The organism is Ruegeria sp. HKCCD6119, assembly GCF_013110585.1.
In the GTDB taxonomy this organism is placed as follows: domain Bacteria; phylum Pseudomonadota; class Alphaproteobacteria; order Rhodobacterales; family Rhodobacteraceae; genus Ruegeria.
Window position 1 is genome coordinate 22966 of sequence record NZ_WVQV01000010.1, and the last position, 19082, is coordinate 42047.

The 19082-nt window shown below is 60.2% G+C and carries 27 protein-coding genes; 10 read left to right on the forward strand and 17 right to left on the reverse strand.

The features are described from left to right. Nucleotides 1-13: 13 nt before the first annotated feature. A complete protein-coding gene (locus GS611_RS17350) occupies nucleotides 14-265 on the forward strand; it encodes a hypothetical protein (protein WP_171637553.1) in 252 nt (83 codons plus the stop codon). Between the two features lie 305 nt (nucleotides 266-570). After that, nucleotides 571-960, forward strand: a complete 390-nt coding sequence (locus tag GS611_RS17355; RefSeq protein WP_171637555.1) for a VOC family protein — start codon at nucleotides 571-573, stop codon at nucleotides 958-960. Between the two features lie 56 nt (nucleotides 961-1016). On the opposite strand, the gene GS611_RS17360 is transcribed toward GS611_RS17355, so the two are convergent. The 3 genes from GS611_RS17360 to era all read right to left on the reverse strand — a co-directional run bounded on the left by GS611_RS17360 (nucleotide 1017) and on the right by era (nucleotide 2687). Continuing rightward, nucleotides 1017-1340 carry a SemiSWEET transporter gene (locus GS611_RS17360; RefSeq protein WP_171637557.1) on the reverse strand — a complete coding sequence of 108 codons (324 nt, stop codon included), beginning with the start codon at nucleotides 1338-1340 and terminating at the stop codon, nucleotides 1017-1019. Between the two features lie 112 nt (nucleotides 1341-1452). Then, nucleotides 1453-1782 carry a DUF1491 family protein gene (locus GS611_RS17365; protein WP_152457087.1) on the reverse strand — a complete coding sequence of 110 codons (330 nt, stop codon included), beginning with the start codon at nucleotides 1780-1782 and terminating at the stop codon, nucleotides 1453-1455. Further along, a complete protein-coding gene (era, locus tag GS611_RS17370; protein ID WP_171169156.1) occupies nucleotides 1779-2687 on the reverse strand; it encodes a GTPase Era in 909 nt (302 codons plus the stop codon). The genes GS611_RS17365 and era overlap by 4 nt, the downstream gene beginning before the upstream one ends. A gap of 160 nt (nucleotides 2688-2847) precedes the next feature. On the opposite strand from era, the gene GS611_RS17375 reads away from it, so the two are divergent. After that, entirely contained in the window at nucleotides 2848-4230 is a 1383-nt protein-coding gene (locus GS611_RS17375) for a multicopper oxidase family protein (RefSeq protein WP_171637559.1), read from the forward strand. A gap of 51 nt (nucleotides 4231-4281) precedes the next feature. Here the strand turns inward: GS611_RS17375 and GS611_RS17380 are convergent, their stop codons facing one another. From GS611_RS17380 to folK, 10 genes are all read right to left on the reverse strand, one after another. Continuing rightward, nucleotides 4282-4758, reverse strand: coding sequence for a hypothetical protein (locus GS611_RS17380; RefSeq protein WP_171637561.1), 477 nt, complete (start codon nucleotides 4756-4758; stop codon nucleotides 4282-4284). Between the two features lie 155 nt (nucleotides 4759-4913). Continuing rightward, nucleotides 4914-5591 carry a ribonuclease III gene (gene rnc / locus GS611_RS17385; protein ID WP_171637563.1) on the reverse strand — a complete coding sequence of 226 codons (678 nt, stop codon included), beginning with the start codon at nucleotides 5589-5591 and terminating at the stop codon, nucleotides 4914-4916. Further along, nucleotides 5588-6427 (reverse strand): signal peptidase I, encoded by an 840-nt coding sequence (gene lepB / locus GS611_RS17390; RefSeq protein ID WP_171229134.1) that lies wholly within the window; start codon nucleotides 6425-6427, stop codon nucleotides 5588-5590. The genes rnc and lepB overlap by 4 nt, the downstream gene beginning before the upstream one ends. 60 nt (nucleotides 6428-6487) lie before the next feature. Further along, on the reverse strand, nucleotides 6488-6907 hold the full coding sequence (gene acpS / locus GS611_RS17395; protein WP_171637565.1) for a holo-ACP synthase: 420 nt from the start codon (nucleotides 6905-6907) through the stop codon (nucleotides 6488-6490). Beyond that, nucleotides 6904-7527: a LysE family transporter gene (locus GS611_RS17400; protein WP_171637567.1), complete on the reverse strand. Its 624-nt coding sequence runs from the start codon at nucleotides 7525-7527 to the stop codon at nucleotides 6904-6906. The genes acpS and GS611_RS17400 overlap by 4 nt, the downstream gene beginning before the upstream one ends. After that, nucleotides 7524-8270, reverse strand: a complete 747-nt coding sequence (locus tag GS611_RS17405) for a pyridoxine 5'-phosphate synthase (RefSeq protein ID WP_171637569.1) — start codon at nucleotides 8268-8270, stop codon at nucleotides 7524-7526. The genes GS611_RS17400 and GS611_RS17405 overlap by 4 nt, the downstream gene beginning before the upstream one ends. Continuing rightward, on the reverse strand, nucleotides 8263-8961 hold the full coding sequence (locus tag GS611_RS17410; protein WP_171637570.1) for a DUF2062 domain-containing protein: 699 nt from the start codon (nucleotides 8959-8961) through the stop codon (nucleotides 8263-8265). The genes GS611_RS17405 and GS611_RS17410 overlap by 8 nt, the downstream gene beginning before the upstream one ends. A gap of 16 nt (nucleotides 8962-8977) precedes the next feature. Beyond that, complete coding sequence (locus GS611_RS17415) at nucleotides 8978-11110, reverse strand: bifunctional (p)ppGpp synthetase/guanosine-3',5'-bis(diphosphate) 3'-pyrophosphohydrolase (protein WP_171637571.1); 2133 nt, start codon at nucleotides 11108-11110, stop codon at nucleotides 8978-8980. A gap of 26 nt (nucleotides 11111-11136) precedes the next feature. Continuing rightward, complete coding sequence (gene rpoZ, locus GS611_RS17420) at nucleotides 11137-11490, reverse strand: DNA-directed RNA polymerase subunit omega (protein WP_117869873.1); 354 nt, start codon at nucleotides 11488-11490, stop codon at nucleotides 11137-11139. Between the two features lie 94 nt (nucleotides 11491-11584). Continuing rightward, the gene (folK, locus tag GS611_RS17425) at nucleotides 11585-12154 is read right to left on the reverse strand and encodes a 2-amino-4-hydroxy-6-hydroxymethyldihydropteridine diphosphokinase (protein WP_171637572.1); all 570 of its coding nucleotides are present in this window, start codon (nucleotides 12152-12154) and stop codon (nucleotides 11585-11587) included. A gap of 141 nt (nucleotides 12155-12295) precedes the next feature. Between folK and GS611_RS17430 the strand changes: the two genes are divergently transcribed. The 7 genes from GS611_RS17430 to GS611_RS17460 all read left to right on the forward strand — a co-directional run bounded on the left by GS611_RS17430 (nucleotide 12296) and on the right by GS611_RS17460 (nucleotide 16795). Beyond that, entirely contained in the window at nucleotides 12296-12871 is a 576-nt protein-coding gene (locus GS611_RS17430) for an NYN domain-containing protein (RefSeq protein WP_117869875.1), read from the forward strand. Nucleotides 12872-13063: 192 nt separating this feature from the next. Then, nucleotides 13064-14014 (forward strand): 4-hydroxy-3-methylbut-2-enyl diphosphate reductase, encoded by a 951-nt coding sequence (gene ispH, locus GS611_RS17435; RefSeq protein WP_171637573.1) that lies wholly within the window; start codon nucleotides 13064-13066, stop codon nucleotides 14012-14014. Next, a complete protein-coding gene (locus GS611_RS17440) occupies nucleotides 14011-14463 on the forward strand; it encodes a DUF3429 family protein (protein WP_171637574.1) in 453 nt (150 codons plus the stop codon). Before ispH ends, GS611_RS17440 begins: the two co-directional genes overlap by 4 nt. Continuing rightward, nucleotides 14460-15047 carry a methyltransferase domain-containing protein gene (locus GS611_RS17445; protein ID WP_171637575.1) on the forward strand — a complete coding sequence of 196 codons (588 nt, stop codon included), beginning with the start codon at nucleotides 14460-14462 and terminating at the stop codon, nucleotides 15045-15047. The genes GS611_RS17440 and GS611_RS17445 overlap by 4 nt, the downstream gene beginning before the upstream one ends. After that, nucleotides 15040-15507 (forward strand): ribonuclease HI, encoded by a 468-nt coding sequence (gene rnhA / locus GS611_RS17450; protein WP_152457071.1) that lies wholly within the window; start codon nucleotides 15040-15042, stop codon nucleotides 15505-15507. The genes GS611_RS17445 and rnhA overlap by 8 nt, the downstream gene beginning before the upstream one ends. Then, a complete protein-coding gene (locus GS611_RS17455) occupies nucleotides 15504-16127 on the forward strand; it encodes a trimeric intracellular cation channel family protein (RefSeq protein ID WP_171637576.1) in 624 nt (207 codons plus the stop codon). The genes rnhA and GS611_RS17455 overlap by 4 nt, the downstream gene beginning before the upstream one ends. A gap of 65 nt (nucleotides 16128-16192) precedes the next feature. Then, nucleotides 16193-16795 (forward strand): alpha/beta hydrolase, encoded by a 603-nt coding sequence (locus tag GS611_RS17460; protein ID WP_171637578.1) that lies wholly within the window; start codon nucleotides 16193-16195, stop codon nucleotides 16793-16795. A gap of 1 nt (nucleotide 16796) precedes the next feature. Here the strand turns inward: GS611_RS17460 and speB are convergent, their stop codons facing one another. From speB to fmt, 4 genes are read right to left on the reverse strand one after another with little or no spacing between them, the layout of a single operon-like run. Beyond that, on the reverse strand, nucleotides 16797-17624 hold the full coding sequence (gene speB, locus GS611_RS17465; protein WP_253285120.1) for an agmatinase: 828 nt from the start codon (nucleotides 17622-17624) through the stop codon (nucleotides 16797-16799). Between the two features lie 54 nt (nucleotides 17625-17678). Continuing rightward, nucleotides 17679-17915 carry a GlsB/YeaQ/YmgE family stress response membrane protein gene (locus GS611_RS17470; RefSeq protein ID WP_171637580.1) on the reverse strand — a complete coding sequence of 79 codons (237 nt, stop codon included), beginning with the start codon at nucleotides 17913-17915 and terminating at the stop codon, nucleotides 17679-17681. Between the two features lies 1 nt (nucleotide 17916). After that, nucleotides 17917-18153 carry a hypothetical protein gene (locus GS611_RS17475; RefSeq protein WP_170344822.1) on the reverse strand — a complete coding sequence of 79 codons (237 nt, stop codon included), beginning with the start codon at nucleotides 18151-18153 and terminating at the stop codon, nucleotides 17917-17919. Nucleotides 18154-18159: 6 nt separating this feature from the next. After that, nucleotides 18160-19074 carry a methionyl-tRNA formyltransferase gene (gene fmt, locus GS611_RS17480; protein WP_171637583.1) on the reverse strand — a complete coding sequence of 305 codons (915 nt, stop codon included), beginning with the start codon at nucleotides 19072-19074 and terminating at the stop codon, nucleotides 18160-18162. Between the last annotated feature and the right edge of the window lie 8 nt (nucleotides 19075-19082).

Consider the following 19082-nt stretch of genomic DNA (forward strand, 5'->3'; position numbering starts at 1 on the left):
AAGGGGCCGCAGCATGATCGATGACGAACCGAAACCCGCCACATATTACGACGAACTCGAAATCTGGACACCGGATCCAACGGCGGCAGACATGCAGGTCTATGAGACATTTGCGTCAGCCATCGTCGAACTTGTGCAGGTTTTGGATGACAACAAGCCGATGTTGTCGAGGGATGTCTACGCACGCTTTTCTGCCTCTCTGCTGCACCTGTCCAGGGTGTTGGGCGAGTACGAAGACGGGTGGAACGGCGGACATGGCGCGTAATCCCAAGACATGCAAAGACTGAAGGGCAGAGCATCGGCTTTTCATTGCAACGGTCCAGTCCGATATAGCGATCAGACCTGACCACGGTGGATTCCGTTGTGCCTCAACATGAACCCGCCGCCATTCCTCAGATCACCAATGTGCCCCGGCAGAACGCGCCTGCTGCCCCTTGGTCGATGGAAACCCCGTCAGTTGCCCTGTTCGGGTAGGTCGGGGGTCGCCAAAACTATTCCGAAAAACGCGTTGCTTGAAACCAGTTCAGGTATTAATGTTCTACTTATGTTCTTAAAGTGGGATTCCAAAAAATGTCTCTTAATTATGTCATGATCGGTTCCAACGACGTTGCCAAGGCACGCAGCTATTACGACGCGGTTATGCCCCGGATCGGCGGAAAGGTCGTCGCTGAGTATATGCCGCATGCCGTATGTTATGAGCTGCGCGGCGGCGGATGCATATGGGTCGCGACACCGTTCGACAAAAAAGACGCGACGATCGGCAACGGAAACATGGTTGGCCTGCTGTGCCAAAGCACAGAGGAAGTGCGTGAGGCGCACGCGGCCGCGCTTGCAAATGGCGGAACAAACGAAGGTGATCCGGGGGACCGCCCCCAATATGGCCCAAACTTTTTTGGTGCCTACGCACGCGACCCCGATGGGAACAAGATGAGCTTTGTCTATTTTGGCGACGCGGATTGATGGCCCCGAGCATCGTCTGCGACCGCGAACAAGAAAGACCCAAGCCAGCGTGAAGTTCAGAACGTCACACCCGCATGAACCAGAATTCCTATGACCATCAGCAGGTTCAGCACCATCGAGATACCGTTGCCCACATAGATGGGCAACTTGCCGACCACCAGACCATATGCGAACCACAGGAAGGACAGCCCGGCATAAAGCGACCAGGACAGAAGCGACTGACCAGTAGCGTGTTCGGAATGGGTGAAGTAGAGCTTGATCAGTTGCGGAAGCGTGGCAAAAGGACCAACAACCCCGACAAAGACCATGAAGCTTTCGAAACGCTGCATCCAGTGGCCGAGTTCCGATTTTTCCAGTTTCTCAGCAAGCGTTTTAGCCACGAAAGCACCTCTTGGTTGCGCCTGTCCACAGGGCAAGCCAGCCCTGCCAGTGTAGTTGCCGGGGTAAAATAGTCATTTTGGTCTCTGCGTCAAAGACCCGTCTGTACCGTGGTCACTCCAGCCCTTCTTCGCCCAGCAGGTGCCGCCCCTGCCGGTCTTCGACCTCGATCACCCAGAGGTCGGGGTCAAAGCTGCGTTGGCGCTGAATGGCCTGGTCCACGTCACCTTCAAGGCCGGACGAGAGTTCGACCCATTTCCGTTCGCCACTCATCAGATCAAAGCTGCGTTGGAAGGCAACGGCCTGCCCGTCCAGCGTGTTCAGCTTGACCAGAACTGCGCCTGCGGTGTCATCGCCATGGGCAACCACATAGGCCGGGATATCCTGAAATCGCAGCCGCGCCAGATAGGCGTGAACCCAGAATTCCGCCGTCAGCCGCGTCATGCGTTTCCGTCTTTGAAATCCAGCCCCATTTCCGAATACCGCTCGGATTCTTCCAGCCAATTGGGCCGGACCTTCACTTGCAGGAACAGGTGAATCCTGCGGTCGAGGAATTCTTCCAGCTCGGCCCGTGCGGCCTGACTGACGGCCTTGATCGTCTCGCCCTTCTTGCCCAGAACGATGCCCTTGTGGCCGTCGCGCATGACATAGATGACCTGATCGATCTTGGCAGAGCCGTCTTTGCGCTCTTCCCAGTTTTCGGTCTCGACGGTCAGTTGATAGGGCAATTCCTGATGTAGACGCAGGGTCAGCTTCTCGCGCGTCATTTCGGCGGCGATCATGCGCAGGGGCAGATCGGCGATCTGGTCTTCGGGATACAACCACGGGCCTTCAGGCAGTTCAGAGGCCAGCCACTTGCGCAAGTCCTCGACGCCGTGTCCCTTTTCAGCAGAGATCATGAAGGTTTCGGCAAACGGGTAGCGCGCGTTCAGGTCACTGGTCAGCGCCAGCAGCTTCTCGGACGGCACCTTGTCGATCTTGTTGATGGCCAACGCGATCGTGCGGCCCTGCCCGATCTCTTCCAGACCTTCAAGGATGCGCTCGACGCCTTCAGTAATGCCACGATGCGCCTCGACCATGAGCACAACGATGTCGGCATCCGCGGCCCCGCCCCATGCGGCGGCGACCATGGCGCGATCCAGTCGGCGGCGGGGTTTGAACAGGCCCGGCGTGTCGACGAAGACCAGTTGCGCGTCGCCTTCCATCGCCACGCCGCGGATACGCGCGCGGGTGGTCTGCACCTTATGCGTCACGATCGACACCTTGGCCCCGACCATGCGGTTCAGGAGGGTGGATTTGCCCGCATTGGGCTCTCCGATCAGGGCGATAAATCCGGCGCGTGTGGTCATGTGTCTGGCAATCCTGTCTGCAACTGCGCCCCCCTATAGCAGAAAGGGGCGGCGGGCCAGAGGGATTTGTCGCATTGCAGCCCTGCGCTTGCAGTGGCAGGACAGGATTAGATGCCCAGCCAGTTCCAGCCCGGCAGCAAATCCTTTCAGTGAGGTTGTCATGAAACGTCGCGAGTTTCTTCTTGGAAGCGGTGCCGCCGCTGGTGCGTTTGGGTTGGGCGGATGGTCGCTGGCGGCAGGCAATGCGGCGCAGGAGCTGGTGCTGCAACCCGCCAGTTACCGGCTGCGCGAAGGGCTGACCACAGGGATGGTCAGCCTGTCGCCCGATGCGCCGCCGCCGATTCTGTATGGGCGGCAGGGCGAGCCTATGCGGCTGAGCGTTCGCAACACCTTGCCGGATTATACCTCGATGCACTGGCACGGGCTGCGCATTCGAAACGGGATGGACGGGGTGCCCTACCTGACCCAAATGCCCATCGGCGAGGGCGAAAGTTTCGCCTATGAGTTCACGCCGCCGGATGCGGGCACGTATTGGTATCATCCCCATTGCATGACGATGGACCAGATGGCGCGCGGGCTGACCGGCGTGATGGTGATTGCCGAGCCGGACGAGCCGGGGTTCGACAGCGAGCAGGTGGTCAATCTGCGGGATTTCCGTCTGGACGAGAATGACGCGTTCCTGCCGGCCTATACGGCGCGAGGTGCGGCGCGGGCGGGCACGTTTGGCACGGTGCAGACCGCCAACTGGCAGAGCGAGGCGGTCTATGAACACACGGCGGGTAGTCTGGTGCGGCTGCGGGTGGTCAACACGGACACGACCCGCATCTATAGGTTGCATCCTGAGGGGGCCGAGACCCGGATCATCGCCTGGGACGGGCATCCGGTCGAGATCGATCTGCCGGTGCCAACGGCGGACGAACCGCTGTTGCTGGGCCCCGGTCAACGGGTGGATATTGCCGTCCGGATGCCCGAGGGCGAAGGGCAGTCGGCGGACCTGATAGCCAAGTTTCCCGGTCAACCACATCGCGCCATGGCGCGCTTGCGGGCGACCGGCACATCAGCGGCGCGCGATCTGAGAGAGCTGCGCCCATTGCGTGCAAACCCTGTCGCGCGCCCAGATCTTGATCAGGCCGAGTTGCATGAATTCGTGTTCGGCTGGACCCCGGAAGGCGGCGCCCCGAATGACGGGTTCTGCGGGTCGTTGGGCTATAGTTTCTGGTCGATCAACCGCACACCCTGGCCGGGCGATGCGGCGCAGGAAACCGGGCCGCTGGCAGTGCTGCAACGGGGCAAGAGCTATGTTTTGCGATTGCGCAATGAATCGCCCAATCTGCACCCGATCCACCTGCACGGGCTGGCCTTCGTGCCGCTGCGATCCAACCTGCGCACCCTGCCACCGCTGATGACGGACACGATGCTGCTGTTGAAGGATGAGGTGGCGGATATCGCACTGGTGGCGGACAACCCCGGCGACTGGGCGTTTCATTGCCATGTGATCGAACATCAGAAAACCGGGCTGACCGGGTTCATTCGCGTGGAGTGATCAATGAAAACCGTCGGCCCGACACCGGACCGACGGATAGTACGGGTCAGATCACGGGTGACGGCGCAGGATGGGGTTCAGCACGGCCACAAACACGATACCGTACAAAACGTGTCCGATCAGCGCGACCCATGTGATGCCGACAAAGTTCAGGAACGGTGGCAGACCGGCAAAGGTCGTGACACCTCCGATAGCAAACACCCACAGACCGAAACCATAGATTGCCGAGGCTACAAAGATGTGGGCCGGACCCAGAACCTTGACCCAGATTGGCTGGAAAATAAGGAACCAACCCAAAGGATAGGCAATCAGGCCGACAATGTAGAAATGCACAAAGAAGCCCAGAAAAGCGTTGCTGGGCAGGCCCAGACTGGACAGCAAACTCTGCGCCAGACCTTCGGGTGACAGGTTGGCCCAGCCGATCCCGGGACTGACAACCTGCCCCCAGAAATCGAAGGCCATGGTTGCCACAAACCCGGCAATGAACAGAAAGCCGATATTGACGAGCGAGAGTTTTGCACGTTGCATTAGATTGCCTTTTTTATGTTGTTTTCTGAGTGCTTTGACCTGCCGTAGCCTGACTGGTGCCAAAACGACTGATACCCAGATACAGGTCGCCTGTCGTGGCTTCTATAGTCTTCAAGTTAGATTGAAGTTTGTGACAGGCCGAGCTTAAACTGAGATCAGCCGACCCGCTCCAGCAAGGCCTTGGCGGCCGCCTGTTCGGCCTGGCGCTTGGAACCTGCCGTGGCTTGTGCCTCGGTTCCGTCCTGAAGGCGGGCGGCGATGGTGAAGACGGGGGCGTGGTCGGGGCCGCTGCGTTTGACCTCGACATAGCTGGGTGGTTTCTGGCCGCGCGCCTGCGCCCATTCCTGAAGCGCGGTTTTGGCGTCGCGGGCGTCGGCCTCGACCTTATGGATGCGGTCCCCCCAGAGGGCGAGGATGACATCGCGGGCGGCCTCAAACCCCGTATCCCGATAGATGGCAGCGATCACGGCCTCCATCGCGTCGCCCAGCAGCGCTTGCTTGCGACGGCCACCGGACAGCATCTCGGACCGGCCGAGTTTCAACACCGCGCCCAGGTCAATCTGGCGGGCCACATCAGCGCAGGCTTCTTTGCGGACCAGTGCGTTGAACCGTGGGGCCAACTGACCCTCGGACGCCTTCTTGTCAGCTTCAAGCAGCGCAGTGGCCATGACAAGGCCCAGCACCCGGTCTCCCAGAAACTCCAGCCGCTGATTGTCGGGGCGGGTGGACGAAGACACCGAGCCATGGGTCAGCGCGCGCACCAGCAGTTCGGGGTTTTTGAACTCATACCCCAATCGCCGCTGGAACGCCTTTATTTCAGCCGAGAGCTTCAATTGACCGCCTTGAAGAACCGATCACCGCGCCATGTCCAGAAGAACAGCATCGAACGGCCCGCGGACGAGAACATGATCCGGTCGGCACGACCGATCAGGTTTTCGTAAGGCACGTATCCGACACCACCGGCAGATTGCGGCAGACGGCTGTCGCTGGAATTGTCACGGTTGTCACCCATGAAGAAATAATGACCCTCGGGCACGGTATAGATGCCGGTATTGTCCGATGCCTGGTTGCCGATATTCAGCACGTCATAGGACACACCGTTGGGCAGGGTTTCGATCAGGCGCGACTTTTCACAGGTACCACCGATTCCAACAGGGCCGTTTTCACAGCGGGGGCGCAGGCGCTGCGGGCCTTGCGGTTCGGCAATTTCAGTAAACACGCCGTCGGGCTGCTGAGGAACCGGAGTGCCATTGAGGATGATCTGGCCATTGCGGACCTGGATCCGGTCGCCAGGCAACCCAATCAGGCGTTTGATATAATCACGCCCGGTGACCGGATGGCGAAAGACGATGACATCGCCACGTTCGGGATCACCGCCCCAGATACGGGTATTGTCTTCGCCCTGCATCCAGCCACAGATATCTTCGGCATCCACGTTCAGGCCGACGCTGGGGATGATCAGGCTGGGGCAGGATGCGTAGGAATAGCCATAGGCCATCTTGTTGACGAAGAGGAAATCGCCGATCAGCAGCGTCTGCTTCATCGAGCCCGAGGGGATCCAGAACGGTTGAAAGAAGAGGGTGCGGAACACGCCGGCAATCAACAGCGCGTAGACGATGGTCTTGATCGTCTCCCAGACGGGATTTCCGGTTTTGGCGTCCTCGGCCATTCTGCTCGCTCCAGTTCTTTGCTTGGCTTCGCTGCTACATGCGGGGGGGATGGGGGCAAGTCAAGGCTGCGCGGGCTGATCTTGAACCGGACGCGCCTCGATCACCACAAAAGCCTGCGCCCAAGGGTGATCATCGGTCAGGGTGACGTGGATGATCGCCTCGTGCCCGTCGGGGGTCATTTCCTTGAGGCGCTCGGCGGCCCAGCCGGTCACGTGCATCACCGGTTGGCCGGTGCGCAGATTGGTGACGGCCATGTCCTTCCACGAAATGCCCATGCGCAGGCCGGTGCCGAGCGCTTTGGAACAGGCCTCTTTCGCGGCCCAGCGTTTGGCATAGGTTCCGGCCGTATCGGCGCGGCGTTCGGCCTTGCGCTGTTCGGTGTCGGTGAAGACCCGGTTGCGGAAGCGGTCGCCGAACCGGTCGAGCGTGCCCTGGATGCGGTCGATGTTTGCGAGGTCTGTGCCGATTCCGAGGATCATGACAACCGCACCGTGAGGATCTTGTAACTCGCCACCCCGAAGAACCCGGCAAAGGCGAAATCGAACCAGCGGCGGGCGCGGCGGTAGGTTCGAACCAGGCGTTCGGAGGAAAACAGAAACGCATAGCCGATAAAAATTATCAACGATCCAGCATAGAGCATGGCGAAATAGCCCAGCAGCATCGACAGGCTGGCATCGCTGGGGGCGACGATGGCATAGATCGAGCCCCAGCTGAGGATCGCCTTGGGGTTCGTCAGGTGGATGGCGGCACCTTTGGCGAAGATCGTCGGCAGCGCGCCCGTGACCGGTTTGCCCAAAGCGACCTCATCCGCGGTCATCGCGCGGCGCAGGGCCTTGAGGGCCAGCCAACCCAGATAGGCCACGCCGACATAGCGGATCACTTCGAACACCCAGACATTGGCCAGCATGATCGCCGACAGGCCAAGCGCTGCAGCAATGCCCCAGGCGGCGGACCCGGCACAGATGCCCAGCGCGAAGACCAGACCAGCGCGGCGGCCTTCGTTCATGGCGGTTCCGGCAATGCCCATCGTGGCGGGGCCCGGAGAGCCCCCTGCCATCAGCCAGGCGAACCAGATGGCGACAAAGCCGGGGGTGATCACGCGCGCGCCTCGTCCATCAGGCGACGCATTGCCTGAATGGCCGGGGTCATGCCCAGAAAAATCGCCTCGCCAATCAGGAAATGACCGATATTCAGCTCTTTTACTTCTGGGAAAGCGGCAACCGGTTTTACGGTGTCATAGGTCAGGCCATGGCCCGCATGAACCTCGAGCCCAAGCGAATGGGCGAAGGTGGACATCTGGCGCAGCGACTCAAGCTCGCGTTCGGCATCTTCCATGCGACCTTCGGCATGGGCGTCGCAATAGGCGCCGGTGTGCAGCTCGATCACTTCGGCACCAATGCGATGCGCGGCTTCGATCTGACGCTGATCGGCGGCAATGAAGATCGACACGCGGCAGCCGGCCTCACGCAGGGGCGCGATGAAATGCGCCAGCTTGTTTTCCTCGCGCGCGACTTCAAGCCCGCCTTCGGTCGTGCGCTCTTCGCGCTTTTCGGGCACGATGCAGACCGCGTGAGGCTTGTGGCGCAGGGCGATTTTCTGCATCTCGGGCGTCGCGGCCATCTCAAAATTCAGCGGCACCGACAGAACCTCCATCAGCCCGTCGATATCGGCGTCCGAGATATGGCGTCGATCTTCGCGCAGATGCGCGGTGATGCCATCCGCCCCCGCTTCTTCCGCCAGTTTGGCAGCGCGCAGCGGATCTGGATAATCCCCACCCCGCGCATTGCGCACGGTGGCCACGTGATCGATGTTCACACCCAGACGCAGATGGTTCTCAGACATCACTCGATTCCTTTTGCATGTTTCTGCCCGAGCCTAGAGGCTCTGCCGAAGAAACGGCAGCCGAATCTTCGGCCAAACGCTTGATTTCCTCGAACTTCGCCTTGATCCTGGCGCGGCGGCGCTGCTGATACGTCAGGATCAGCGGCAGGCTGAGGTAATAGCAGATCACCCCCGCAACGACGCCCGGAATGATCCCACCGATCATATAGGGATAGAAGACGTCATCGTAGAACTGCGACAGCCCGTGCCAGTCGGCCAGGCGATCCGTAAACAACGCCAGAAAATTGTTCTTGAGGTCCCCTATAGCGCTGGCGAATTTGCCCATCAGCCCTTGTGTGTCGCCTTCTTCGTATTCTGTCCCCAGCAGGAAATGCCCAGTCTGAAGACAGATCACCCCGATCGGAACATAGGTGAGCGGGTTGCCAAAAAACGTGCCGCTGAGCGCGGCCAGAATATTTCCCTTGATCAGCCGGGCACCGATGGCGGCGACAAGAAAATGCAACCCGTAAAACGGCGTAAAGGCCGCGAAAACACCCGCCCCTATACCGCGCGCGATCCGGTCAGGGGTATCCGGCAAGCGCCGGACGCGGTGTTTCACGTAATGGAAGGCGCGGGTCCATCCGCCACGCGGATAGACGAAATCCGATGCAATCTGGACTGGAGAGCGTCGGTCTCGGCGCTTGAATACCACCCGTGATCACCCCTTCTCAGCCAGCCGCGGTCGCGGTTTTGGTCCGGTCCCGATAACGTTCGACCGCTGCAACGTCGCTTTCCGCCTCCAGCATCAGCATGAGTGAATGAAGCTGTTCAAGGTCGCGCAGTTCGACATTGATCAGAAGGCGGTAAAAATCCGGTTTGCGGTCAACAAATTCCAGGTTCGAGATATTGGCCTTTTTCTCGCCGATCAATGTGCAAATACGCCCCAGAACCCCGGCATCGTTGCCAATGGTCAGATCCAGCGTCGCGCCATAGACGGCCGGGTGCGTGCCCGAATGCCAGTGCAGATCGACCCACCGGTCAGGTTCGCCTTCGAACTCGCTGAGCCGATCGCAATCGATGGCATGCACGACCACGCCCTTGCCCCGATAGGTGATACCGACGATACGTTCCCCCGGCAGCGGCTGACAGCAGGGGGCCCGGTCGAACTTCTGCCCCGGCTCCAGGCCAATCACCGCACGGCGCAGCGGAATGGCGTCGCCGTCGTCCTTGGCAAGTTCGGGATAGACGGCCTGAACCACCTCATGTGCGGTCAGTTCGGCGCTGCCAAGGCGGGCCAGCAGCTCGTGCCGGTCTTTCAGGCGCAGGTGTTTTGCTGCGGTATCGAGCGCCTTGTCGGTCGCCTTGCGGCCCACGTGCTCGAACCCGGAACGGGCAAGTTCCTTGCCCAGCTTGATGAATCGTTCCCGATCCACCTCGCGCAGGGCGCGGCGAATGGCGGTACGGGCCTTGCCGGTGACTGCAATCTCCAGCCACGTGACCTGCGGCGTCTGACCATCGGCGGTAATGATGTCCACGGACTGGCCATTCTTGAGCCGCGTCCAGAGCGGAACGCGGATCCCGTCAACCTTGGCCCCGACACAGGCGTGACCGATCCGGGTGTGAATGGCATAGGCAAAATCGATCGGCGTCGCGCCACGCGGCAGCTTCACCACGTCGCCCTTGGGGGTGAAACAGAACACCTGGTCCGAATACATCTCGAGCTTGACGGCCTCGAGGAAGTCTTCGTGATCTTCCTCGTTGTCGAACTGCTCGGTCAGATTAGAAATCCATTTGGCCGGGTCGACGGCGAACGGGTTCTCGGTGCGCACACCGTCGCGATAGGACCAATGCGCCGCGACCCCGGTTTCGGCCACGTCGTGCATCTGGCGGGTGCGGATCTGGACCTCGACCCGTTTGCCGTCCCGGCCCGACACCGTGGTGTGGATCGAGCGGTAACCGTTCGATTTGGGCTGGCTGATGTAGTCCTTGAAGCGCCCCGGCACCGCGCGCCAGCGCTGGTGGATGGCCCCCAGGGTTCGATAGCAGTCTTCCTCGGTCTGGGTGATGATGCGGAACCCATAGATGTCGGACAGGCGCGAGAAGCCCTGATCCTTTTCCTGCATCTTGCGCCAGATCGAATAGGGTTTCTTGGCTCGGCCGAACACCTCGGCCTCGATCCCGGCCTTTTCCAACTCGTGCCGCATGTCGCCAGTGATGCGATGGATCACGTCGCCGGTTTCGCGTTGCAGGGTGATAAAGCGACGGATGATCGACTGGCGGCCTTCGGGATTGAGAACACGGAAAGCCAGGTCTTCCAGTTCCTCGCGCATCCACTGCATACCCATCCGGCCCGCAAGCGGTGCGTAGATGTCCATCGTCTCGCGGGCCTTGACGATCTGTTTTTCGGGACGCATCGCCTTGATCGTCCGCATGTTGTGCAAACGGTCGGCCAGCTTGACCAGAATGACGCGCAAGTCCTTGGACATGGCCATGAACAGCTTGCGGAAGTTCTCGGCCTGCTTGGTCTCGCGACTGGACAGTTGCAGATTGGTCAGCTTGGTGACGCCGTCAACCAGTTTGGCGACTTCATCCCCGAAAAGTTCAGCCACCTTGCCATAGTTGGCCTTGGTGTCTTCGATCGTGTCGTGAAGCAGCGCCGTGATTATGGTCGCATCATCCAGACGCTGTTCGGTCAGGATGGCGGCAACGGCAACGGGATGAGTGAAATAGGGCTCGCCGGAATGGCGGAACTGCCCTTCGTGCATCTGCTGGCCAAATTCATAGGCCAGCGCAATGCGGTCAGCATTCGTCTTGGGATTGTAGTTGCGGACCAGCGCAATCAGATCGTCAGCAGAAATCATCCGGTCCGCACCTTCGTCTTCAGGGCTTACCCCTGCCCTTGAGCCTCCATCAGAGCGCGCAGGAGCTTCTCTTCCGACATGTCGTCCATGGCGGGTTTGTCCGTTTCGGCACCCATCAGCAGCGCCATCTGATCTTCTTCGGGCTCATCAACCTCGATCTGGGTCTGGTTGGCCTCGATCAGGCGCTCGCGCAGTTCGTCCGCGCTTTGGGTTTCATCGGCGATCTCACGCAGAGACACGACAGGGTTCTTGTCGTTGTCGCGGTCAACGGTAATCGCTGCACCGGCGGAAATCTCACGCGCCCGATGGGCGGCGAGCATCACCAGCTCGAACCGGTTTGGAACCTTGTCTACGCAATCTTCAACCGTCACGCGGGCCATTGGGCGCTCTCCGTTTCTGAATCCATGTCAGGAAGGGGTTTATCTAAGCGCGAATCCGCGCCTTGACAAGCAGGAAATGCTGCATTTGCACGGATCACAGCGCCGTGACCGCCGCAACCTCTGCCGCGGGAAGGGTCTGGATCATCTCGCAGACCGTGCGACCCATAACCGGATGACGCCAGTCGGGCACGATATCGGCCATCGGCACCAGGACAAAGGCGCGATCCTGAAGGCGCGGATGCGGCAAGATCAATTGATCCGGTGCCTCTTGCCTTTGCGCGTCGGTCGGCAGGGTCCGCCAGCGATCAAACGTGGCGCGATCCGGCAGGACCAGATCTTGGAAACAGACCAGATCCAGATCCAGCGTCCGCATCCCCCAGCGCTGCACCCGTTCACGCCCGAATTCCTGTTCCACCTCGTGCAGCACCTGCAACAGCTGCGACGGAGATTTCTCGGTCGCAATCAGCGCCGCAGCATTCACATAATCCGGGCCGGCCCCGGAGGGAAAGCACGGGGTGGAAAAAAAACGACTGACGGAGCGAATCACCACATCGTGACGCGATAACGCGTCAAGCGCGTTCTGAAGTGTTACATCGGGACCATTTCCTCTCAAATCGAGATTTGCGCCCAGCGCAACAACGGCATTTGGCATGGATTTGCTCATGTGATACCCTACATTCGACCCATTGCATACTTGCGATAATCGACAGAAGTTCTAATTATGGGCGTACCAGAGCGCGTCATTTTATCACTCACTCACTCACGTAACGCGGCACGCACTGGATTATACCGGAAGGGAACATTTATGTTTTATAAAGACGAACGGCTAGCGCTGTTCATCGACGGCTCGAATCTTTATGCTGCGGCAAAAGCACTCGGTTTCGACATTGACTACAAACTTCTGCGGCAGGAATTCATGCGCCGCGGCAAGCTTCTTCGGGCCTTCTATTATACAGCGCTGCTGGAAAACGACGAGTATTCGCCGATCCGCCCATTGGTTGACTGGCTGCATTACAACGGCTTCACCATGGTCACGAAACCGGCCAAGGAATACACCGACAGCATGGGGCGTCGGAAAGTCAAAGGAAATATGGATATCGAGCTTACCGTCGATGCCATGGAACTGGCGCCGCGCGTCGATCATATCGTGTTGTTCTCGGGTGATGGGGATTTCCGCCCGCTGATCGCCAGCCTGCAACGGCAGGGCGTGCGCGTATCGGTGGTTTCGACAATCCGCAGCCAACCGCCGATGATCTCGGACGAACTGCGCCGCCAGGCCGACAATTTCATCGAACTGGAAGATCTGCGCGATGTCATCGGTCGCCCGCCGCGTGAAATGCCGACGGAGCATCGCAGCGTCGCTGTTGCCAGCAACAGCTGACAAGGCGACAAGCCTGTCATGATGGGGAAAAAATTTGCGCGGTCAGGACATCAGTCCTGGCCGCGCTTCTTTAACAAGGTACAGGTGCTTAAACATCACCCGAGTAACAACGATTCGTGTCAGATGAATGACGATGTCCTGTCTGGACCAAGGCCGGGAAAAGACTTACCTGTGCCACAAGGAGACAGCCTGATGAAAAAGCCGCCACTGACACTATACCTTGCCGCCCCACGCGGGTTCTGCGCCGGTGTGGACCGTGCCATCAAAATCGTTGAGATGGCTTTGCAGAAATGGGGCCCACCGGTCTATGTGCGCCACGAGATCGTGCACAACAAATTCGTGGTCGACGGCCTTCGCGCCAAAGGGGCTGTGTTTGTCGAAGAACTGTATGAATGCCCCGATGACCGCCCGGTGATCTTTTCCGCCCATGGTGTTCCGAAATCCGTTCCCGCCGAGGCTGCCCAGCGCGAGATGATCTATGTGGACGCCACCTGTCCTCTGGTTTCCAAGGTGCATGTCGAGGCGCAGCGCCACGCGGACGCGGGGTTGCAGATGATCATGATCGGCCACAAGGGCCACCCCGAAACCGTGGGCACCATGGGGCAGCTGCCCGAGGGCGATGTGCTGCTGGTCGAGACCGTGGACGACGTGGCCACGGTGCAGGTGCGTGACCCGGATAAGCTGGCCTTTGTCACCCAAACCACCCTTTCGGTCGATGACACCAAGGATATCATCGCCGCCCTTCAGGCCCGGTTCCCGGCCATTGTCGGACCGCACAAGGAAGATATCTGTTACGCCACCACCAACCGGCAGGAAGCGGTGAAAGCCGTGGCCCCCAAGGCGGATGCCTTGCTGGTAGTGGGCGCGCCGAACTCATCGAACTCGCGCCGTCTGGTCGAGGTTGCCTCGCGCGAGGGGTGTCAGTACGCGCAGCTGGTCCAGCGCGCCACCGAGATTGACTGGCGCGCGCTCGAGGGTATCTCGACCGTGGCTGTCACCGCAGGCGCGTCGGCCCCGGAGGTTCTGGTAAACGAGGTGATCGAAGCGTTCAGCGCGCATTATGATGTCACCGTCGAGCCGGTCGAGACCGCCGTTGAAAACGTCGAGTTCAAAGTTCCCCGCGTGTTGAGGCAACCGGCGTGAACGGAGTGCCGAAAGCGCCTCTCTATCTGGGGCTGGCGGGACTGATCCCGTTTATCTGGGGCGCCCTGACCTATCTGAATGGCGATCTGAATGCCTGGGGCGCGCAAACCTTTGGCCCGCGTTTCGTGGGCCCTTATGTGCAACTGTTCTATGGATCAGTCATCCTCAGCTTCATGTCCGGTGTACTCTGGGGTTTTGCCACCAAGACATCGGGCAGCAAGGCGGCCCTGTGTTATCTGTTGTCGGTTCTGCCCGCGCTTTGGGCCTTTGCCATGACAGGTGGTGGGCCGGTGAATGCGGGCACCAATCTGATGTATGGGTTCGCTGGTTTGTTGTTGCTGGATGCCCTGTTTTCCTACTGGCGCCTGACACCGGTCTGGTGGATGCGGTTGCGCATCCTGCTGACCGCGGTCGTATTGGCCAGTCTTGCAGTCGGAGTCTATCTGTGACCGATGAACGTACGATCACCGCTTATACCAACAGGGTGGCGGAATATCTGAAGATCCCTCTGCCGCCCGAGCAGCTTGAGGCCCGACAGGCTTTTGCTGATGCGGTCGGCCCAAGCAGCTATGTGCTGGATTTGGGGTCCGGGCCGGGATCGGACAGCGGGTTCCTGATGCGTCAGGGGCTGAAGGTTCGCGCGCTGGATGCAACGCCGGCCTTTGTCGAACATGCGCGGGAAAACGGTGTGGATGCTTATCTGGGTACGTTCGATGACGTCACCGAGACAGCCGAATATGACGGTGTTTACGCCAGCTTTTCCCTGCTGCACGCGCCGCGCGCTGATTTCCAGCGGCATCTGAATGCGATCCACAGGGCTCTGAAACCCGGTGGACAGCTGTTTCTGGGGATGAAGCTGGGCACTGGTGAACATCGGGATGATCTGGATCGTTATTATTCCTATTACACGGAGGCCGAGATCGAGGATGCCTTGAACAAGGCCGGGTTCACGATTGACCGCGCAGTCCATGGCATGGGCAAAGGCCTGGCCGGATCGTATGACGGATATATCCTGGTGTTCGCCCATGCCTGAATTGTTTGCCTATACAGACGGTGCCTGTTCCGGAAACCCCGGCCCCGGAGGCTGGGGCGTGCTGTTGCGCGCGATGGACGGGGACAGCGTTCTGAAAGAGCGTGAGCTGAACGGGGGTGAGGCCGAGACGACCAACAACCGGATGGAATTGCTGGCCGCCATCAGCGCCCTTGAAGCGCTGGAGCGACCGTCGAAGATAACCGTCGTCACCGACAGCGCCTATGTGAAGAACGGCGTCACCGGCTGGATTTTCGGTTGGAAACGCAACGGCTGGAAAACCTCGAACAAGAAACCGGTCAAGAATGTCGATCTTTGGCAGCGTCTGGATGAGGCGCAGGAACGGCATGATGTGACATGGGAATGGGTCAAGGGCCACGCAGGCCACCCCGAGAATGAAAAAGCTGATGAGCTGGCCCGGGCCGGAATGGCGCCGTTCAAACCGAAAAAGGCACAGGCGTGACCGCGCTGACGCTGCTGGACTATGCCTCGGTTCTGATCTTCGCGTTGACGGGGGCACTGGTGGCCAGCCGTGCCCAGCTGGATCTGGTGGGATTTGCCTTCATGGCCTGCCTGACTGCCGTCGGGGGCGGCACTGTACGAGACCTTTTGCTGGACCGTCACCCGATCTTTTGGGTCGGGCAGCCGGATTACATCCTGATCGCAGTCGCGGCGTCGGTCCTGGTGTTCTTTACCGCACATCTGGTGGAAAGCCGCTATAACTGGCTGGTCTGGCTGGACAGTTTTGCACTGTCAGTGGCTGTTGCGGCCGGAACCGGCGCGGCATTGTCGCTGGATCAGTCCGGGGTCATTGTCGTTTTGATGGGTGTGACGACCGGATGCCTGGGCGGGCTGATGCGCGATGTGGTCTGCAACGAAGTGCCGCTGGTGCTGAAACAAGGTGAGCTTTATGTGTCCTGCGCCTTTACAGGTGCCCTGACGGCGGTTCTGGCTGCCCGATTGGGGACAGAGCCTGCGTTTTCTCTGGCTCTCTGCGCCTTGGTGTGCTGGGCGTTGCGTGCCGGGTCGTTGATGTTTGGCTGGCAATTGCCGGTCTACAAAAGCCGGCCGCCGCGCAATTGAGCCCGATAGTGGACGCCAAAGCGGCTGGCTGATACCCCTTTTGAAAGCACAGCCCGGAGGCCAACGTGACATTCAGACTTGCATCCATCACAGCCTGCCTGGCCCTGCTCGCCTCATGCGGCGCGTATTACACCCCTGTCAGTTTTGTTGCGCAGGGCGACCAGATCATCGCCTCGGGCACGATTGACGAGACAACGCTGTCTGCCTTTGAGGAAGTGACAGCCCAAAACCCCGAAGCCCGCACTTTGGTTCTGCAATACATTGAAGGATCGGTTGATGATGACGCCAATGTCATCTTCGCCCGCGAAGTGCACAGGGCCGGGTTCGATACCGTTGTTCCATCGAACGGTCTGGTTGCCAGCGGCGGCACCGATCTGTTCCTGGCCGGAAACCGCCGCGTGCTGCAACCGGGGGCTTGTGTCGGTGTCCACAGCTGGGCCGGGTCGGGTCTGGTGGCCACCGACTTGCCCGAGAACGATCCCGAACATGACCGATACCTGGACTATTTCAAGGATATCGGCGTGGACGAGGAGTTTTACTGGTACACTCTGTTCGCAGCCCCGGCCGACAGCATCCACTGGATGACCGCCGCCGAGGCGAACCGGTTCGATTTGACCACCAGGGGTGCTCCGGCACTTGGGTCTGCGACGGTGTGCGACGAACGGTAAGTCAACCGTTCAGCAAGCGCGCGCCGATTTCCTTGACGAATTTCGCGGCCACCATCGCCGTCATGCCATAGGGGTCGCGATGCGGGTTGAGCTCGACGATATCCGCCCCGACCAGTTGACCTTTGAACCGGTGGATCAGGTCGATAACCTCGCGCGTGCTCAGCCCACCGGGTTCATGGTGCGAGACGCCCGGGGCAAAGGCCGGGTCCAGCGCGTCCAGATCAAGGGACAGATAGACCGGGCCATCGAATGAAATCTGCAAGTCGGGGCGCCAGTTGCGCATGTCGATCACCTCGACGCCGAACTTGTTGGCCTGTTCGCGCTGATGGGCGTTCATGGTGCGGATGCCGACCTGCACCAGACGCTTGACCGGGCAGGTCTCCATCACCCGCGCAAAGGGGCAGCCATGGCCGAGCGGGCCGATATCCTGCGTGTCGTACAGATCCGGGTGGCTGTCGATATGCAGGATGTTCAGGCCTTCGTACCGATCTGCATGGGCCTTGATCAGCGGATAGGCCACGGAATGGTCGCCGCCCAGCGACAACAGGCGTGCGCCGGTTGCGATCCGCTTCGCCGCTTCGGCCTCGATCCGGTCAATCGGTTCCTGCCCGCGCATTTCGAACACATCCAGATCGCCGGTATCCCTGAATTTGGCGCTTTCACCCAGATCGGTACCATCTTCGGCGGTCAGGTTGGCGGCACCGGAATGCAGCGCTTCGCGGATGCGTCCGGGTGCGAAGGCCGGCCCTTGCAGGAACGAGGAATGCAGATCCAAAGGAACACCCATCAGAGCGACATCACCCGGCTTCAAATCATACGGCATCATCATTCCCCTTTTTCGTTGAATGTGATCTGGACGGAGGAAGGGCACCGGGTCAAGGGGTTAGCGGCGCAGGTAGGTCTGCCAGATCCAAATCACAAGCAACGCGCCCAGAACCGCCCCGACAAAACCAGACAGCCACCCCATAACGGTAACAAGAAACCGCAGCAGCGCCCCTCCGATCAGGGCCCCCACGATACCGATCAACATGGTCGTCGGGATATCCGCCTCGATCCGCATCAGGCGGGTGGCCAGAAACCCTGCCGCTGCACCGATGATGATCAGGGCGACGATTGGCATGTCACTTCCTCCAGTGGGTCGGCACGATGATCAGGGCACCAACAGAGGAAATCACCGCATCCAGCCCCGGAGGACCAAAGCTGATACCGAACATGATACGGACGAAATAGAACAGGAACGCCCCGCCCACACAGATGATGATGGATTGCAAATAGCCGTTATGGGTGAAACCGGTCTGTTCGGACAGATACCCGACGATCCCGGCAATCACGACAGTGCCCATCATCACCATGAACATATGGCTTTACTCCGAAGACATCCGGGTGCCGATCGGGATTGGCCAGCCCCGCAGGAACGTTTCCTTATCCTGCGCGCCTTTGCCCGCCCTTTGCAAGCGCAGCAGTTCTATGGCGCCCTGCCCGCAAGCCACATACAGATCGTCATTCAGAACTTCGCCCGGCGCGCCCTGCCCTTCGGCCAGACGCGAAGCGAGGAGTTTTACCCGGTTGCCGTCGATCTCGGTCCAGGCCCCGGGAAAGGGCGACAGCCCGCGGACCTGCCGATCGACCTCAACCGCCGGGCGCGACCAGTCCACGCGGGCCTCGGACTTGTCGATCTTGGCGGCATAGGTGACACCAATCTCGGGCTGCGGATCAGGGGTCAGGCCGGGCAGCTTTGCCAACGCCTCAACGATCAAGGCCGCGCCCATCGCCGAGAGCCGGTCATGCAGTTTCGCAGTGGTTTCCTCGGGCCCGATATCGGTGGCCTGCCGCAACAGAACGGGGCCGGTATCAAGGCCCGCCTCCATTTGCATGATACAGACGCCAGTTTGCGCATCGCCCGCCATGATCGCGCGGTGGATCGGAGCCGCCCCGCGCCAGCGCGGCAGCAGGCTAGCATGAATGTTCAGGCAGCCATGAGCCGGCGCATCGAGGATGGGCTGGGGCAGGATCAGCCCATAAGCCACAACCACCGCCACATCCGCGTTCAGTGCCGCAAAACTGTCCTGCTCCTCGGCCGGTTTCAGCGAGGTTGGGTGACGCACGTCCAGACCCAGCGCCAGGGCCCGCGCGTGGACTTGTGTCGGGCGATCCTTCTTGCCCCGCCCCGCCGGGCGCGGGGGCTGGCAATAGACGGCGGCGATCTCATGCCCGGCCTCGACCAGCGCATCCAGAACCGGCACCGAGAAGTCAGGGGTTCCCATGAAAACAACGCGCATCTTTAACC

What these genes read in the sequence shown, in the direction of transcription:
- GS611_RS17405 (WP_171637569.1), bottom strand. Translation starts at nt 8,270, where the DNA reads ATGTCTGAGAACCATCTGCGTCTGGGTGTGAACATCGATCACGTGGCC.
- fmt (WP_171637583.1), bottom strand. Translation starts at nt 19,074, where the DNA reads ATGCGCGTTGTTTTCATGGGAACCCCTGACTTCTCGGTGCCGGTTCTG.
- folK (WP_171637572.1), bottom strand. Translation starts at nt 12,154, where the DNA reads ATGAGCAAATCCATGCCAAATGCCGTTGTTGCGCTGGGCGCAAATCTC.
- GS611_RS17350 (WP_171637553.1), top strand. Translation starts at nt 14, where the DNA reads ATGATCGATGACGAACCGAAACCCGCCACATATTACGACGAACTCGAA.
- GS611_RS17380 (WP_171637561.1), bottom strand. Translation starts at nt 4,758, where the DNA reads ATGCAACGTGCAAAACTCTCGCTCGTCAATATCGGCTTTCTGTTCATT.
- GS611_RS17375 (WP_171637559.1), top strand. Translation starts at nt 2,848, where the DNA reads ATGAAACGTCGCGAGTTTCTTCTTGGAAGCGGTGCCGCCGCTGGTGCG.
- GS611_RS17470 (WP_171637580.1), bottom strand. Translation starts at nt 17,915, where the DNA reads ATGCCAATCGTCGCCCTGATCATCATCGGTGCAGCGGCAGGGTTTCTG.
- rnhA (WP_152457071.1), top strand. Translation starts at nt 15,040, where the DNA reads ATGCCTGAATTGTTTGCCTATACAGACGGTGCCTGTTCCGGAAACCCC.
- rpoZ (WP_117869873.1), bottom strand. Translation starts at nt 11,490, where the DNA reads ATGGCCCGCGTGACGGTTGAAGATTGCGTAGACAAGGTTCCAAACCGG.
- GS611_RS17365 (WP_152457087.1), bottom strand. Translation starts at nt 1,782, where the DNA reads ATGACGCGGCTGACGGCGGAATTCTGGGTTCACGCCTATCTGGCGCGG.
- ispH (WP_171637573.1), top strand. Translation starts at nt 13,064, where the DNA reads ATGAAAAAGCCGCCACTGACACTATACCTTGCCGCCCCACGCGGGTTC.
- acpS (WP_171637565.1), bottom strand. Translation starts at nt 6,907, where the DNA reads ATGATCCTCGGAATCGGCACAGACCTCGCAAACATCGACCGCATCCAG.
- GS611_RS17430 (WP_117869875.1), top strand. Translation starts at nt 12,296, where the DNA reads ATGTTTTATAAAGACGAACGGCTAGCGCTGTTCATCGACGGCTCGAAT.
- GS611_RS17355 (WP_171637555.1), top strand. Translation starts at nt 571, where the DNA reads ATGTCTCTTAATTATGTCATGATCGGTTCCAACGACGTTGCCAAGGCA.
- GS611_RS17415 (WP_171637571.1), bottom strand. Translation starts at nt 11,110, where the DNA reads ATGATTTCTGCTGACGATCTGATTGCGCTGGTCCGCAACTACAATCCC.
- lepB (WP_171229134.1), bottom strand. Translation starts at nt 6,427, where the DNA reads ATGGCCGAGGACGCCAAAACCGGAAATCCCGTCTGGGAGACGATCAAG.
- era (WP_171169156.1), bottom strand. Translation starts at nt 2,687, where the DNA reads ATGACCACACGCGCCGGATTTATCGCCCTGATCGGAGAGCCCAATGCG.
- speB (WP_253285120.1), bottom strand. Translation starts at nt 17,624, where the DNA reads ATGATGATGCCGTATGATTTGAAGCCGGGTGATGTCGCTCTGATGGGT.
- GS611_RS17475 (WP_170344822.1), bottom strand. Translation starts at nt 18,153, where the DNA reads ATGTTCATGGTGATGATGGGCACTGTCGTGATTGCCGGGATCGTCGGG.